The following is a 17,016-nucleotide window of genomic DNA, read 5'->3' as shown; positions in this document are numbered from 1 at the left end:
GATATTTCACAAATGATTGAAAGCGAATACAAAAAGTAATATAATGATGTTAAATAGATAGCGCGAAGGCGCAGGAGGAAAATTATATGGCTACATTTTATGTTCCGGCAGTCAACCTTATTGGTAAAGGTGTTGTAAATGAAGTGGGTCCTTATATCAAGGAACTTGGCTATAAAAAGGCACTTTTGGTGACAGATAAGTTCATCGAAGGCAGTGACATTTTGCCTAAGGTTTTAAAACCGCTAGATACAGAAGGAATCGAATATGTCATCTTTAGCGATGTAGAGCCAAACCCTACTTGTAAGAATGTCACAGATGGGGTAGCTGCTTTGCAAGAACATGGCTGTGACTTTATCATCAGTCTTGGTGGGGGTTCTCCACAGGATGCAGCTAGTTGTATCTCTATCATGGCTACAAATGGTGGAAAACCACAGGATTATGAAGGGCTTCATAAGTCTGCTAAAAAAGGCTTGCCAGTTGTGGCTATCAATACAACGGCAGGAACTTCTGCAGAAATTACTATTAATTATGTGATTACTGATGAAGAACGCAAGGTTAAGATGGTAATGGTTGATAAGAATAGCCTTGCTCTTATCTCTGTTAATGACCCTGAACTCATGCTTTCCAAACCTCAAGCTTTGACTGCAGCGACAGGTATGGATGCTCTGACTCACGCTGTTGAAGCTTTGGTAACACCTGGTGCTTATGATGTGACCAAGAAATTATCTATCGGAGCAATTGAGCTTATCAAGGAATATCTTCCTCGTGCTGTAGCAAACGGACACGACATTGAAGCGCGTGAAGGTATGGTCAATGCTATTTTCCTTGGTGGTATGAGCTTTAATAATGCTGGTCTGGGCTATGTTCACTCAATGGCTCACCAACTTGGCGCAGTATATAATTTGCCACACGGTGTTTGCTGTGCCATGTTGCTACCAGTTATCGAACGTGAAAATGCTAAACGTGTTCCGAAAGCTTTCCGCAATGTTGCCAAGGCCTTGGGACTTCATGTGGAAGGTAAATCAGATGAAGAGTGTGCTGATTATGCAATTGCTGAGATTGAGAAGCTTTCTGAAACAGTAGGTATTCCTAAGAAATTGACTGAACTTGGTATTGAAGAAAAAGATTTCGACTTTGAATACCTTTCTAAGAATGCCTTGATTGATGCATGTGCGCCAGGAAACCCATTTATGCCAACCTTAGAAGAAACGATTGCCTTTTATAAAGAGTTATTTTAGCAAGAGATTAGACGATAATGTGACAATTCACCTCTAATTATTGACATTTCAGGAAAAATCGCAGTAAAAACTGCACAACCTTCTTTAAATGTGCTATAATACAGGAAAAAATAATGATGGAGGTCGTCGCGATGATAACAACATTTTTGATGATTTTTGTGGTGGTTTGTGTGCTCCTATTGCTGATAGTCACACTGAGTACAGTCTATGTGGTTCGTCAGCAGTCGGTGGCGATTATTGAACGCTTTGGGAAATACCAAAAGGTTGCCAATAGCGGTATTCATATTCGATTGCCTTTTGGAATTGACTCGATTGCAGCTCGGATTCAGTTGCGTTTGCTGCAAAGTGATATTGTGGTTGAGACTAAGACCAAGGACAATGTGTTCGTTATGATGAATGTAGCGACTCAGTACCGTGTCAATGAACAGAGCGTGACAGATGCCTACTATAAACTTATGCGTCCAGAATCTCAGATTAAATCTTATATCGAAGACGCTCTTCGCTCTTCTGTTCCAAAATTAACCTTGGATGAATTGTTTGAGAAAAAAGATGAGATTGCCCTTGAAGTCCAACACCAAGTAGCAGAAGAAATGACTACTTACGGTTATATTATTGTGAAAACCTTGATTACCAAGGTCGAACCAGATGCAGAAGTTAAGCAATCCATGAATGAAATCAATGCGGCGCAACGTAAGCGGGTCGCAGCGCAAGAATTGGCGGAAGCTGACAAGATTAAAATTGTCACTGCAGCTGAAGCCGAAGCAGAAAAAGACCGCCTTCATGGTGTGGGGATTGCCCAACAACGTAAGGCGATTGTGGATGGATTGGCAGAGTCTATCACAGAACTCAAGGAAGCCAATGTTGGCATGACAGAAGAGCAAATCATGTCCATCCTTTTGACTAACCAGTACTTGGATACCTTGAATACCTTTGCCTCTAAAGGAAATCAAACCATCTTTTTACCAAATACGCCAAATGGTGTGGATGATATCCGTACACAAATCTTGTCAGCCCTTCGCGCTGAGAAGAAATAATAGACTAATACTCTTCGAAAATCAAATTCAAACCACGTCAGCGTCGCCTTGCCGTACTCAAGTACAGCCTGCGGCTAGTTTCCTAGTTTGCTCTTTGATTTTCATTGAGTACAAAGAGCTTGGCAACAGGCTCTTTTTGTTTTACCCTTGTAGCTTTGAGGACTAAATCCTCCTCTACAAATTATAGAATCTTTTCTGAGTATTTAGGGAGTGATGGAGGAAGTCTTGAAAGCGCTTTTGTTTTATGATATAGTCAAATTGATAGACTTGTTTAAAGAGGAATGCTTGTATGAGAAGAGAAGAAGTTTTACGAAATCACTGGTTTTTTAGCCAAGAGGTGGGGAAGGAAGAGGCCTTGGCACCGGATTTTCAGAGGGGAAATTGGCAGGCTATTCAAGTGCCACACGACTGGAGTATTTACAATGATTTTGACCAGTATTCGCCAGCGCAAAATGAGGGTGGTCAGTTAAATGGAGGTCAGGCTTGGTACCGGACGCAGTTTTACTTGGAAGAAGATGCCAGTCTTGTATCGGTGCGTTTGCTCTTTGACGGGATTTACATGAATTCCCAAGTCTATATCAACGGGCAAGTGCTGGGCTATTATCCCAATGGCTACACACCCTTTTCTTATGATATCACGCCTTATCTAAGAAATGATGGGACAGCCAATCAGCTCGCAGTTTTTGTGGAAAATCAGCAACCTAGCAGTCGTTGGTATTCGGGCAGTGGTATCTACCGAGAAGTAAAATTGTTGATTACAGATGCAGTTCATCTAGATTTGTATGGGATTAAGATAGTAAGTCCCAAGCTAAAGGAACAAAGAGATGGATGGGTGGAAACTCAGCTTACAAGCAAGATTTCAAATGATGGGCCTCAGTCTGTGTCGGTATATTTGGAACAGAGTATCTGGCATGAAGGGCAGCAGATTTCTGACTGGCAGTCGACAGATTCTGTAGTGATTGAGTCTGGGGGAAAACATCATTTTCAACAAGCGATATCAATTTTTCAACCCTTGCTTTGGGATATTGATCATCCTCATCTCTATCAGTTGAAGACTCGAATCTACAAAAATGGCATTTTGGTTGATGAAGAAGAGGAGACCTTTGGTTATCGCTATATGGATTGGCAAGCGGATAAGGGCTTCTTTCTAAATGGTTGCTGGTTGAAGATTCATGGGGTTTGTTTGCACCATGACTATGGAGCGCTGGGAGCTGTGGAAAACAGGTCAGCTGCTGAGAGACGCTTGCGCCAGATGAAGGAAATGGGCGTCAATGCGATTCGAATCACCCATAATCCAGCTAGTAGTATTTTGCTGGATGTGGCTGCCAAAATGGGGCTACTCATCCAAGAAGAAGCCTTTGATACCTGGTATGGAGGCAAGAAAGAATATGATTATGGTCGCTTTTTTGAGGAAGAAGCGACTCATCCAGAAGCGAAAGCAGGCGATTTCTGGTCAGATTATGATTTGCGCACTATGATTGAGCGTGGCAAGAACAATCCAGCGATTTTCATGTGGTCCTTGGGAAATGAAGTTAGTGAAGCAAATGGCGATACTCATTCATTGAAGACGATCAAACGCTTGCTAGAAAGGGTTAAGGAGGTTGATGATAGCCGTTTTGTGACCATGGGAATGGACCAGTTTCGCTTCGGAGATGGTTCTGGAGGTCATGAAAAGATAGCCAATTTGCTGGATGTGGTGGGCTTAAATTACTCGGAAGATAATATTGATGGTATTCGCAAAAGACATCCCAAGTGGCGACTTTATGGGTCTGAAACCTCATCGGCTACCCGAACGCGTGATAGCTATTTTCGCCCAGATAAGGAATGGGTTGGGGATAATCGTAGCGTGCGGAATTTTGAACAGTCAGACTATGGCAATGATCGGGTTCCTTGGGGGAAGACGGCGACGGCTTCTTGGATAGCAGATAGAAATCGGCTAGACTATGCAGGTCAGTTTATCTGGACAGGAGTGGACTATATCGGTGAGCCGACTCCTTGGCACAATCAAAATGACACGCCTGTCAAGAGTTCTTATTTTGGGATCGTGGACACAGCAGGGAGTCCTAAAAATGATTATTATCTCTATCAAAGTCAGTGGTTGGAGCTAGATCAGCATCCTATGGTTCATATTTTACCCCACTGGAATTGGGAAATCCACAAGAGTTATCAACAAGTTGTGGATAAGTATGGGGATATCCCTGTTCGAGTGTATTCAAATGCCCGTTCTGTAGAGCTATTTCTCAATGAAAAATCCCAAGGTAGGAAGACCTTTCAGGAAAAATGGACTTCAGATGGTAGAAAATACCAAGAGGGAGAAGGTTCTGATCAACTCTATCTTGAATGGCGTTTGGCTTATCAACCGGGAGAATTGCGTGCTGTGGCCTATGACCATCAAGGTCAGCTTGTGGCAGAAGATAGGGTGGTGACTGCAGGTAAGCCAGCCAAAATCGGGTTACATGCCGAGAAAACACAACTGGAGCCAGATGGGCAAGACCTCCTTTATCTCTATTTTGATGTATTGGACAAGGATGGAAATTGGGTGCCGAGTGCTTCCAATCAGCTTCGTTTTAAAATTGAAGGCCCTGCTCGCATTGTGGGTGTTGATAATGGCAGGCAGGCCAGTCGTGAACGTTATCAGGCTCAGAAAAATGGTCGGTTTAAGCGGAAAGCCTTTCATGGCAGAGGTGTCCTCTTAGTTCAGAGCTTGGAGCAGGTAGGTCAAGTAAGAGTAAAGGCCAGTGCCAGAGGGCTAGAGCCGGCAAGTTTTGATCTCTTAGTGGGAGAGGCTTTTGATTGCAAGCCAGTGAAAAATCGGCGCTTATTTGAGATTCGAGTGGACAAGCAGGCAGGCTTACAAGAAGGGGATTCCCCAGCTATTGGACTTTATCCACAAACTGTGGATAACCCTGTGAACAAGGTGGGGAATAGTGAAGTGATTTGGGAGACGAGTGGTAGTGCCCACGCCATTATCAAGCAGGGAGTGCTTCATTGCTTGTCTGCAGGCGACTTGGTTATCAGTGCTATTTATCAAGGGAAAACCTATCAAACTCATTTGCAGGTTGCAGAAAATACCTCACTGGGGCAGGTAGTTTCTGTACGACCTCTTCGCTTGTATACAGATAAGGGTACTTATCCACAGTTGCCATCTTCAGTTTTGGTGGACTATGAGTCCGGTAGTGCAAAACGAGTAAAGGTTGTTTGGGAGGCAATCTCCGAAGAAGATATGGCAAGCTTTCATGAGTTTACGGTATCTGGTCAGCTAGAGTGTTTGGATTTAAAGGCTTCTGCTCAGGTTTGTGTCCAAGGGATTTGCGCTATTGAGCCTGAAAAGGTTTGGACGCTTGTCAAGGAAGTTCCACATTTACCAGACCGAGTCAAGCTAGTCTTATCAGATGGCAGACGAGATACGGCCAAGGTGACTTGGGATGAACTCGAACCTCAAGTCTATGCTCAGGTAGGAGAAAGTGTGCTCACAGGACAAGTAGCGGGCTGTGAGTTGCCAGCAACAGTCACCATTCATGTGACAGATGTCAGTGTAGATGGGGAAGTTATTTCCAATCAGTGGACAGGATCTAACCTGCCTCTGGTCTTTGCTTCCCACTCAGAGCCAAATCACCCAGCCTCTTACCTCAATGACAAGGTCATTGCTCGGAAAAAATCGACAGCCAATACTTGGATTACCAAGTCAGAGCAAGCCAGCGTGGGCATTCTTTTTGGAGATGCAGGGATTTTAAAACCGCGATTTGTGGATAACGTGACCTTGTATTATGTTGAGAATCAAGAATATGTGGCTATTGATCCGGCCTTTATTGATTATTATGTAGGGAATGAGCCTACCTTGCCTCGGACTCCAAATCATTTGGATAAGGATTCCCTGCTCAAGCAAGAGGAGAATTGGCGCCCTGTATCAGCTATCCGAAAAGTTTCAAGCGACAAGGATGAAGAGCTTCGTTTTGAATTTGACAAGGTGGAAACCTATGCCCTTCGTCTTCGATTTGAAAATTTGACCAGTCCCCTAGCGTTAACAGAATTGCAAGTGTATGCAAAAAAAGTAAAGAAAAATGTAGATAGGAAGTAATATGGTAAGAGAAATAAAACCGCATGGCCCCTTGCCTAGTCAGGCCCAGCTAGCTTATTTAGAGGATGAACTAGCAGCCTTTATCCATTTTGGTCCCAATACCTTTTATGACCAGGAATGGGGTACAGGTCAGGAGGATCCTGGACGATTTAACCCGACAAGGTTAGATGCGCGTGAGTGGGTTCGCGTGCTCAAGGAAACGGGCTTTAAAAAGTTGATTTTGGTGGTCAAGCACCACGACGGCTTTGTCCTCTATCCGACAGTTCACACAGATTATTCGCTCAAGAGCAGTCCTTGGAGGAATGGAGAGGGAGATTTGCTCCTTGAAGTATCCCAAGCTGCCACAGAGTTTGATATGGATATGGGGGTCTACCTATCACCCTGGGACGCCCACAGCCCCCTCTATCATGTGGATCGAGAAGCGGACTATAATGCCTATTATCTGGCTCAGCTGAAGGAAATTTTATCAAATCCTGCCTATGGAAATGGAGGGAAATTTGCTGAGGTCTGGATGGATGGTGCCAGAGGAGAGGGCGCTCAAAAGGTCAATTATGAATTTGAAAAATGGTTTGAAACCATTCGTGAACTGCAGGGAGATTGCTTAATTTTTTCAACAGAAGGCACTAGTATCCGCTGGATTGGCAATGAACGAGGGTATGCAGGTGATCCACTGTGGCAAAAGGTGAATCCTGACAAACTAGGAACAGAAGCAGAGCTGGATTATCTTCAGCATGGAGATTCTTCAGGCACTATTTTTTCAATCGGTGAGGCAGATGTTTCCATCCGGCCGGGTTGGTTTTACCATGAAGAGCAGGATCCTAAGTCACTTGAGGAGTTGATCGAAATCTACTTTCACTCGGTGGGTCGGGGAACTCCACTCTTGCTTAATATTCCGCCGAATAAAGATGGGCTCTTTGATGCAAAGGATATTGAACGCCTCTATGAATTTGCGGCCTATCGCAATGAGCTCTATAAAGAAGATTTGGCTCTGGGAGCTGAGGTATCTGGTCCTGCTCTTTCCGCAGACTTTGCTTGTCGCCATTTGACAGACGGCCTTGAAACTAGCTCTTGGGCAAGCGCTGCAGACTTTCCAATCCAGTTAGAACTCGACTTAGGGTCACCTAAAACTTTTGATGTAATTGAGTTAAGAGAAGATTTGAAGCTAGGGCAACGAATCGTTGCTTTTTATGTGCAAGTAGAGGTGGATGGTGTCTGGCAGGAATTTGGCAGGGGCTTCACAGTTGGTCATAAGCGTCTCCTGCGAGGTCCGCTAGTAGAGGCACAGAAGGTGCGCGTGATGATTACAGAGGCACAATCTATTCCTGTATTGACCAAGATTTCCCTCTATAAAACTCCTAGCTTATCACAAAAAGAAGTTGTTCAGGGACTAGCATTTGCAGAAAAAAGTCTAGCTGTAGCAAAGGGAGAGACTCTTCATTTTAGGATTGAACGTAGCGAAAGTGATACTCCTTTAGAGGCTAAGATTTCGATTCAACCGGGGACAGGTGTCCATGGTGTCGCCTATCAGGACGAGATTCAAGTCCTTCAATTCCAAGCTGGGGAAAGCAAAAAAGATTTGACCATACCAACCCTGTATTTTGCTGCTGATAAGACCTTGGATTTCTATCTGAATCTGACTATTGATGGACAACTGATTGATCAAGCTCATATTTTAGTTGAAACGAGATAAAATATCTTCACAATTCATTTCCTTTCCGAATAAATAGATAGAGCCATCGAATCTAACAAAATTAGATTTCAAACTATGGTATAATAGAAGGAGGAAATGGATGATTTTAAGACATCCGGGCATCAGTCCAACCAATGACTTGGTTGCTAAGAAAATCTTTAGCAATCCAGAAATCACTTGTCAATTTATCCGCGATATGTTGGATTTACCAGCAAAAAATGTGACCATTTTGGAGGGAAGCAATATTCATGTCTTGCCTTCCGTACCTTACTCGGCACAGGATTTCTATACCAGTATAGACGTCTTGGCGGAGTTGGATAATGGCACTCAGGTAATTATTGAGATTCAGGTGCATCATCAGAATTTTTTCATCAATCGCCTGTGGGCTTATTTGTGCAGTCAGGTCAATCAAAATCTTGAAAAAATTCGTCAACGTGAAGGTGACACCCACCAGAGTTACAAACACATCGCACCAGTTTATGCTATTGCAATTGTGGACAGCAATTATTTCTCAGATGACCTAGCTTTTCATAGCTTTAGCATGCGCGAGGACACGACAGGTGAGGCTTTAACAATTACAAACAACGGTCAGGAAAACCATCTAGTCAAGATGGCGTTCTTGGAATTAAAAAAATATAGAGAAACCAGCAAAGATAGCATTCGCAAACCGTGGTTGGAGTTTTTCGGGAATAAGCCCTTTACCCAAGAACCTGAGCGAGCCATCAGCCAAGCAGATCAACTGCTAGACTACAAGAGCTGGTCTGAGGAGGACAGGAAGATGTTTAGTCAACTACGTATGCGCGAAGAACAAGCATTGTTAGCACAAGACTATGCTTTGGAACAAGCTGAAGAAAAAGGTTTAGAACGTGGGAAAATTTTTACCTTTCTAGATTTAGTACGCCAACATGTTCTAACTTCCGAATTTGCGAGTGAGCAATTAGGCATGACCGTGGCTGAGTTTGAGGCGCTATTGAAAGACTATCACAAATAATGGTCAAGAAAATCATCTGGTCAAGATGGCATTCTTGGAATTAAGAAAGTACAGAGAAACCAGCAAGGATAGCGTTCGCAAGCCGTGGTTGGAGTTTTTCGGGAATAAGCCCTTTACCCAAGAACCTGAGCGAGCCATCAGCCAAGCAGATCAACTGCTAGACTACAAGAGCTGGTCCGAGGAGGACAGGAAGATGTTTAGCCAACTACGTATGCGAGAAGAACAAGCCTTATTAGCGCATGACTATGCCTTGGAACAAGCTGAGGAAAAGGGCTTAGAGCGTGGTCTTGAACGTGGTCGTGCAGAGGGTCGTGAACAAGGACGAGAAGAAGGCATTGAACAGGGATTAAAAGTAGGTTTAGTAAATCTAGTACGTCAAGGTCTTCTGACTTCCGAGATAGCTAGCCAGCAATTAGGTATGACCGTCGCTGAGTTTGAGGCCTTGTTGTAAGTAGAAAACGATGACATGTTACCGAAATGAGGTAGCATGTTTTATTTTTGGTTCATGTGTTTTACGGATAATTTTTTCTTATGCGGTGCAAAAATAGTTTGTTTCACCCATCAAACTTATTTATTTTACTACCAATCCTATATGAATGCGCTATCTTTATGGATGGAATTAAAACAAAAGCAAATTTGTTATAAAAACATGTGAATTATTTATTTACAAAAACAAGAAAATATACAAAACCAATTTATCTGAAAATTCCTTACTTTCCCAAAACGCTTTTTTTTTTTGCGAAAATTTTAATTCAAATCATTTGCATATATATTGAAAATAAGATAAAATGTAAATTGTAGATCTCTACATATAGGTGTCATGTGGAAATCAAATTAATTAACCTTACAAAAGGAGAAAAGAAAATAATGGAAAACAAACCATCTATGAGTCGTGTTGAACGTCTGCACCGTGAGAAGGTCACTCGTTACTCGATCCGTAAATATAGTTTTGGGGCGGCTAGTGTAGCTGTCGCTGCTCTTTTCATGTTCTTAGGGAATGGAGCTGTATCTGTTCAAGCGGATCAAATCCAACCTGTCCAACCTGGAGACACAGCTGCTGCGCCAGCAACTCCAACTTTGGACAAGACCCAACTTGAAAGCTACATTTCAGAAATTGAGACAAAACTTTCTAACGGTTCTTACGATAACAAAACGGAAGAAAGTGTTGCAGTATTAAAAGCTGAACTAGAATCTGCAAAAGCTACATTAGCGAACGCAACTACTCAAGCTGAACTAAAAAAAGCTTACAGCAAACTTGTCACTACAGCTAACTCTAAATTAAAAAACAAACCTGTAGAGAAAAAAGAAACTCCAGCAGTAGATACAACTGAAGGTAAAGAAACTGTAGGTAAAACAGCAGAAAACACTGAGAAAAACCCAGAATCTAACTCAATCGAAAACACAGGATCTAATGATGCTCGTAACGGTAAAGCATTAGATAAAAACAATGCTTTCCGTGCAGAAACTGCTGATACAGAAAGACCAAAAGTATCAATTGACTATGATGATGCAGCATCTAGAACAATTTGGGTAACACCAACAGAAGAAACAAATATCACTGGACGTATCAAAATTACAGATAACAGCGGTAAGATTGTTAAAGGTTGGATGCAAAAAATGGGTAGTGGATCTGAAACTGATATAGGGTATGGATTACACAACTCTAATATTGATCGTGAAGCAACAGCCACAGCTGACCATCCAGCGACACTTAGCATTACTGGAAAATTACAAGCGCGCCTTAATGGAAATCCGTGGAAAAATGGTTCAACCGTAGTATCACGTAAAGTTCGTGCTAAAGATGCAAGTAACAATGAAATGGACAACGAAGGTTCATCTGATCCAGATGCTCAAGTATGGTTCAAAGTTCGTTCACAAAACGTAAAATACACAGAAGATTTAGCAAATAAAGCTGCAAACTTTGATAAGGTTGCTGTAGCTGATCCAGCACAACTTCAACAACCAGAATTGGATCAAATTAAAGCTAAATTACAAGAAGGTGACGGAAACAACCTTAACGGTAAGATTGCTACAGTTACTCAATCAGGAGATAAAGTTGTTATTACTTATAACGATGGAACAACAGCTGAAAGACCAGTAACTGACTTCACACGTGTAAACCAAGCACCAACAGCGGAATTTCCTTTCTCCAATGCAGCAGCTAAAGAAATTTATGTTTACGGTGCAGAAGAAAACTCATTTGATATTAAAATCAAAGATGATAGCGGAAAAATTTCAAGTGCAACAGTAAGACGAGGTGGTAACAGAGAATTTGATCCAGTTCCGGGTGCAACAAATAAAATTAGTACTCAATATGGATACACAGCGACTACTATTACTACTGAGACGCCAGCAACAGATGCAAATCCAGCGGTAATCACTTACTCAGGTACACCAGCGGCGACAGATGGTTTAAAACAAGATAAGTTAGATGCAGCGACTAGAGGAGAAACCCCAGCAGGTTTAACTTTAGGATGGCGTTTCCTACGAGTTGCAGATGCTGATGGAGGAGAAATTGGAGGAAGCGCAACAGGTGCAGATGATCCAGGTTCTTTCGTTGTTATCCTTAAACCACAAACTCAAAAATACGATGTTACAACACCTGAAAACGAAGCTGCTAAAGTACCAGTAGCTGATGCTAATAATGTAACAGCTGAAGAGTTCGCAAAAATAGTTGGTGCAAACAATGCAAACATCAAACTTCACTATTCTAAAACGAATACAGATGCTAACTTAGTTGCGAAACAAGGTCAAAATGTTGACGATAAAGATGCTAAGATTAAATCTGTTACAAAAGTAGATAACAATATGGTGGTAACGTATAAAGATGGATCTACAGATACATTACCATTAACTAAATTTGCCCGTACAAACGCAGCTCCAACAGTAGAAATTCCTTACTCTGTAGAGGGTAAAAAAGACGTTTACGTGTATGCGAACGAAGATTTTGAAATTCCTGTTAAATTTACAGATGATTCAGGAAAAGTAGCATCTGCTACAATTAAACGTGGTGGAAATCAGGATTCACCAGCTAAAGATGCATCTAATCCTGATGTTTTAGATAATCAGTACAATACAACAGTTGAAAAAATCTCTACAGAAACCCCAGCAACTGCTGAAAATCCAGCTATTGTAAAAATTAAAGGGAACATTTCAAAAGATAACTCTGGAATTGCTGAGAATAAATTCCCTAAAGAAGCAGGTCAAGAACTTACAATTGTAACTCGTTATGCAACAGCTACAGATACTGATGGTGCATTTATCGAGAATACTGCAACTTCTAATTCATATGCGACTGACCCAGGTTCATTCACTATCAAACTAAAAGCTCAAACAGCCAAATATGATATTAAAACTCCAGCTACAAAAGTTCCTGTAGTGGATGCTAATAATGTCACAGAAGCTGAGTTTAATGAGATTAAGAAAAATATTAAAATTCAATACTCTACCGAAAACCCAGATAAAAATCTAGCTGATAAAAAAGGTACAGAAGTAGAAAATCAAGATGATCGTATTGAATCTATTACAAAAGATGGGAACAATGTTGTAGTAACCTATAAAGACGGTTCTAAAGATAGCAGACCATTAACTGACTTTGCACGTACAAATCCAGCTCCAACAGTTGAACTTCCATACTCAAACCCAGATAAGAAACAAATCTATGTTTGTACTGGTGAAAATACTGACTTAACATTCAAAGCTTCAGATGATGCAGAAGTTAAAGATTTGTACCTACGTGGACCAGGTGGTGTTGGAACTGATAACACTGCAGGTTATGGATTTACAACAGGTAAGATTGATAACGATGTAGTTACAAATGGCGAAGGAACAGTATCTGACGATAAGAGAACAGCAACTATCAAGATGACTGGTGTTACAACACTTACAGCTCCAAACCAACGGACAAGTTTTGTTGTTGCTAATGACAATGATAATGCTAGCTCATTCCCAACGGATCAGAACTTTGATGCTTCGACTGATGACGCAGTACGTCAACAAAAACCAGGATACGTTCAGTTCATCGTTAAATCTCAAACAGACAAGTACGATATCAAGGCGCCAACTGAAAAAGTAGCTGTAACAGATCCAGCTAACGTTACAGAAGCAGAATTAGCTAAAATCAAAGAAAAACTACAACTTGAGCACAATAAGAATAATGACGATGCAAATATCTCAAAAGATGCTCCAGTTACAGATAAAGATGCTAAAATTGCTTCAGTAACAAAAGATGACCAAGGAAATCTTGTAGTAACATACGCAGATGGTTCAAAAGATACAAGACCATTATCAGAGTTTGTAACTCTAGACAAACAACCTGCTATCGATGCGGTTAATAAAGCAGCTGACAAACAAATCCAAGCTATCAATGATAACGCAGCAGCAACTCAAGAAGAAAAGATGCAGCAATCGCTAAAGTAAATGCAGATAAAGCTAAAGCTCTTGAAAATATTGCTAACTCTAATGCTACAACTAAACCTGAGTTAGATAAAGTAGAAAAAGCAGGAACCGATGCAATTGCAAAAGATAACCCAGTAGTATCTGCAAAACCAGAAGCTAAGAAAGCAATTGACGAGGCTGTTAAAGCTAAAGAAGCAGCAATTGACGCTCGTACTGATTTAACTCCAGAAGAGAAAACTAAAGCTAAAGAAGCAGCAAAAGCAGCAGCTGATAAAGCTAAGGAAGCTGTCGATGCAGCAACAACAGATGCAGAAGTTACTAAAGCTAAAGAAGCTGGAACTAAAGCAGTTGCAGATGTAACTCCAGTAGCCAAAGCGGAAGCTAAGAAAGCAATTGCAAAAGCATTAGAAGATAAAAATAGCGAAATTGATAAGCGTACAGACTTAACTGATGAAGAAAAACAGCAGCTAAGAATGAAGCAAAAGATAAAGCTGATGCACAATTAGCGAAAATTAAAGAACAACCTGATGCAGCAGCTACACCAGAAGCAGCTAAAACAGCTCAAGATGTAGTAGATGCAGCTAAGGAAACAGGTGTAGATGAAGTTACTGCAGTAAATCCAGTAGCTAAAGCTAAACCAGAAGCTAAAAAAGCAATCGATAAAGCGTTAGAAGCTAAAAACCAAGAAATCGATGCTCGCACAGATTTAACTCCAGAAGAGAAAACTAAAGCGAAAGAAGTAGCAAAAGCGCAAGCAGATGTAGCTAAAGATGCTGTTGATGCAGCAACTACAAATGCAGCAGTTGATAAAGCTAAAACAGATGGAACTACAGCAGTTGCAAATGTAACTCCAGTAGTTAAAGAAGCGGCTAAAAAAGCAATCGCAGATGAATTAGCAGAAAAAGAAAAAGCAATCGATGCACGTAAAGACTTAACAGATGCAGAGAAAGCAAAAGCTAAGGAAGAAGCACAAGCGAAAGCAAAAGAAGCAACAGACGCTATTAACAAGCAGCCAGATGTAGCAACTACACCAACAGCAGCTAAAACAGCTCAAGATGCAGTAGATGCAGCTAAAGCTAAAGGTGTAGCAGATGTTAAAGCTGTAAACCCAGTAGCGAAAGAAGCAGCTAAGCAAGCAATCGCAGATGAATTAGCTAAGAAAGTTGGAGAAATCGATGCACGTCCTGACTTAACTGACAAAGAAAAAGATGTAGCTAAGAAAGATGCTCAAGCAAAAGCTAAAAAAGCGACAGATGCTATTAACGCACAGCCAGATAACGCAGAAACACCAGAAAAAGCAGCAGAAGCACAAACAGCAGTAGATGGTGCAAAAGATAAAGGTGTAGCAGATGTTAAAGCTGTAAATCCAGTAGCGAAAGAAAAAGCTAAAGAAGAAATTGCAAAAGAGTTAGCTAAGAAAGAAGAAGCAATCGACGGGCGTAAAGACTTAACTGACGAAGAAAAAGATGCAGCTAAGAAAGATGCGCAAGCGAAAGCAAAAGAAGCAACAGATGCAATCGACGCTCAACCATCTATCGCAGAAACACCAGAAAAAGCAGCAGAAGCTAAAAAAGCAGTAGATGGTGCAAAAGATAAAGGTGTAGCAGATGTTAAAGCTGTAGATCCAGTAGCGGCTAAGAAACCAGAAGCTAAAAAAGCAGTAGATGAAGCTCTTAAAGCTAAAGTAGACGCAATTAACGCACGTGAAGACTTAACTCCAGCAGAAAAAGATGAAGCTAAGAAAGCAGCAGAGAAAGCAGCAGATGACGCTAAGAAAGCAATCGATGCAGCAACAACAGATGCAGCAGTAGATGCAGCGAAAAATGCTGGTACTGGAGAAGTTGCGAAAGTAAATCCAGTAGCGAAAGAAAAAGCTAAAGAAGAAATTGCAAAAGAGTTAGCTAAGAAAGAAGAAGCAATCGACGAGCGTAAAGACTTAACTGACGAAGAAAAAGCAGCAGCTAAGGAAGAAGCTCAAGCTAAAGCGAAAGAAGCAACAGATGCAATCAACGATCAACCAGCTAATGCAGAGACACCAGAAAAAGCAGCAGAAGCTCAAAAAGCAGTAGATGGTGCAAAAGCTAAAGGTGTAGCAGATGTTAAAGCTGTAAATCCAGAAGCAGTAACTAAACCAGCAGCCAAGAAAGCAATCGAAGATAAATTAGCAAAACAATTGGAAGATATTGCTAATACTCCAGATGCTACTGATGAAGAGAAGAAAGTTGCAGCAGATGCAGCTAAAGCTCAAGCAGAAGAAGCTAAGGAAGAAATCGATAAAGCTGGAACAGATGCAGATGTTAAGCAACTTCAAGAAGCAGCTGAAGGTGAAATTGAAAAATCTGTACCAGTTGTAGAAGATAAACCAAATGCTCGTAAAGCAATTGATGAAGAAGCAACAGCTAAGAAAGCAGAAATCGATGCGCGTAACGATCTAACTCCTGAAGCTAAAGCTAAATTAAAAGCTAAAGTAGATAAAGCTGCGGAAAAATCTAAAGCAGCAATTGATGCAGTAAGTAGTGTAGACGATGTTAATACAATAGAAGAAGCTGATAAGGCGGCTATTAAAGCAATTGGAGAAGTAAACAGACCAATTGATAAAGTATTAGTAAAAGATCCAAGTGCATTAACAGATGAAGAAAAAGCTAAAATCTTAGAAGAAGTTAAGAAAGTTAACCCAACAGCTAAAGAAGTTAAATATGATGAAAATGGAAACATCGAAGTAACAACAGAAGCTGGCGATAAAGGAATTATCAATCCGACAAAATTAGTGAAAACTGAGGACCAGTTAGATAACGGTAAAGGTGGAAATGACATTAACAAACCACTTGATAAAGTTATCGTAAAAGATCCATCGAACTTAACTGACGAAGAGAAAGCTAAGATTGTTGCTAAAGTTGAAGAGGTAAATCCAGATGCTATCGTAACAATCGATGAAAATGGAACTGTTTCTGTTTCTACTCCAGAAGGTAAAACTGCAGCAATTCCAGCATCAGAATTAGTAAGAACTAAAGAAGATACTTCTAACCCAGATGCAGGAAATAGTAAAATTGTTAAACCAGCAGACAAAGTAGCCGGTGAAGCAAATGATCCGGATGATCAAGCTAAAGTAGAAGAAAAATTAAGAGAATTAAACCCAGAAACTAAATCTGTTAAATTTGATGAAGATGGTAATGCGACAGTTACACTGAAAGATGGAACTACTGCGACAATCCCATCAGAAGATTTATTCAAATCAGAAGTAGATGCAACTAAACCAAATGCAGGTAACGACATCGTTAAACCAGCAGATAAGACAGTAGTAGCAAATCCAGAAAAACTTACAGACGCTGAGAAGAAAGCGATCGAAGATAAAGTTAAAGCTGTAAATCCAGATGCAACAGTAGTTGTAGATGATAAAGGAAATGCGACAGTCACAACTCCAGAAGGTAAGACAGCTGTAATTCCAGCAGCAGATTTGACGAAAGATCCAGAAGCTGCAACTAAACCAAATGCAGGCAACGACATCGTTAAACCAGCAGATAAGACAGTAGTAGCAAATCCAGAAAAACTTACAGACGCTGAGAAGAAAGCGATCGAAGATAAAGTTA

At 41.0% G+C, this 17,016-nt stretch carries 9 protein-coding genes and 3 pseudogenes; 11 read left to right on the top strand and 1 reads right to left on the bottom strand.

The annotated features are described in order from the left end of the window. Nucleotides 1-86: 86 nt before the first annotated feature. The 9 genes and pseudogenes from SK608_RS09850 to SK608_RS12005 all read left to right on the top strand — a co-directional run. Complete coding sequence (locus SK608_RS09850) at nucleotides 87-1,238, top strand: iron-containing alcohol dehydrogenase (RefSeq protein ID WP_033678693.1); 1,152 nt, start codon at nucleotides 87-89, stop codon at nucleotides 1,236-1,238. Nucleotides 1,239-1,387: 149 nt separating this feature from the next. Further along, nucleotides 1,388-2,272, top strand: a complete 885-nt coding sequence (locus tag SK608_RS09845) for an SPFH domain-containing protein (RefSeq protein WP_004237018.1) — start codon at nucleotides 1,388-1,390, stop codon at nucleotides 2,270-2,272. Nucleotides 2,273-2,561: 289 nt separating this feature from the next. Then, complete coding sequence (locus SK608_RS09840; protein WP_050489940.1) at nucleotides 2,562-6,350, top strand: glycoside hydrolase family 2 TIM barrel-domain containing protein; 3,789 nt, start codon at nucleotides 2,562-2,564, stop codon at nucleotides 6,348-6,350. 1 nt (nucleotide 6,351) lies between these two features. Next, nucleotides 6,352-8,040, top strand: coding sequence for an alpha-L-fucosidase (locus SK608_RS09835; protein WP_033678691.1), 1,689 nt, complete (start codon nucleotides 6,352-6,354; stop codon nucleotides 8,038-8,040). Nucleotides 8,041-8,140: 100 nt separating this feature from the next. Beyond that, entirely contained in the window at nucleotides 8,141-9,031 is an 891-nt protein-coding gene (locus SK608_RS09830; protein WP_033678689.1) for an Rpn family recombination-promoting nuclease/putative transposase, read from the top strand. Next, a pseudogene (locus tag SK608_RS11525) lies at nucleotides 9,018-9,482 on the top strand (Rpn family recombination-promoting nuclease/putative transposase); the annotation flags it as partial. The gene SK608_RS09830 and the pseudogene SK608_RS11525, both read left to right, overlap by 14 nt. Nucleotides 9,483-9,898: 416 nt before the next feature. Beyond that, nucleotides 9,899-13,450, top strand: a complete 3,552-nt coding sequence (locus SK608_RS09820; RefSeq protein ID WP_033678685.1) for a sialoglycan-binding domain-containing protein — start codon at nucleotides 9,899-9,901, stop codon at nucleotides 13,448-13,450. Next, complete coding sequence (locus SK608_RS12010; protein ID WP_350353735.1) at nucleotides 13,438-13,935, top strand: DUF1542 domain-containing protein; 498 nt, start codon at nucleotides 13,438-13,440, stop codon at nucleotides 13,933-13,935. The genes SK608_RS09820 and SK608_RS12010 overlap by 13 nt, the downstream gene beginning before the upstream one ends. Nucleotides 13,936-13,940: 5 nt before the next feature. Then, a pseudogene (locus tag SK608_RS12005) lies at nucleotides 13,941-14,228 on the top strand (DUF1542 domain-containing protein); the annotation flags it as partial. Between the two features lie 251 nt (nucleotides 14,229-14,479). Here SK608_RS12005 and SK608_RS11845 read toward each other — a convergent pair. Further along, complete coding sequence (locus SK608_RS11845) at nucleotides 14,480-14,629, bottom strand: hypothetical protein (RefSeq protein ID WP_160165263.1); 150 nt, start codon at nucleotides 14,627-14,629, stop codon at nucleotides 14,480-14,482. On the opposite strand from SK608_RS11845, the pseudogene SK608_RS12000 reads away from it, so the two are divergent. Both SK608_RS12000 and SK608_RS09805 read left to right on the top strand, forming a co-directional pair. Then, nucleotides 14,568-15,278 (top strand): annotated as a pseudogene (locus SK608_RS12000) (DUF1542 domain-containing protein); the annotation flags it as partial. The gene SK608_RS11845 and the pseudogene SK608_RS12000 overlap by 62 nt on opposite strands. A gap of 324 nt (nucleotides 15,279-15,602) precedes the next feature. Then, nucleotides 15,603-17,016: DUF1542 domain-containing protein (locus SK608_RS09805; RefSeq protein WP_033678681.1), on the top strand; the 1,414-nt coding region annotated here is incomplete at its 3' end.

Source organism: Streptococcus mitis subsp. hohhotensis, from assembly GCF_000722775.1.
Classification (GTDB): domain Bacteria; phylum Bacillota; class Bacilli; order Lactobacillales; family Streptococcaceae; genus Streptococcus; species Streptococcus carlssonii.
The sequence above is the reverse complement of the archived record's forward strand: the minus strand, read 5'-3'. Positions and strand labels throughout refer to the sequence as shown.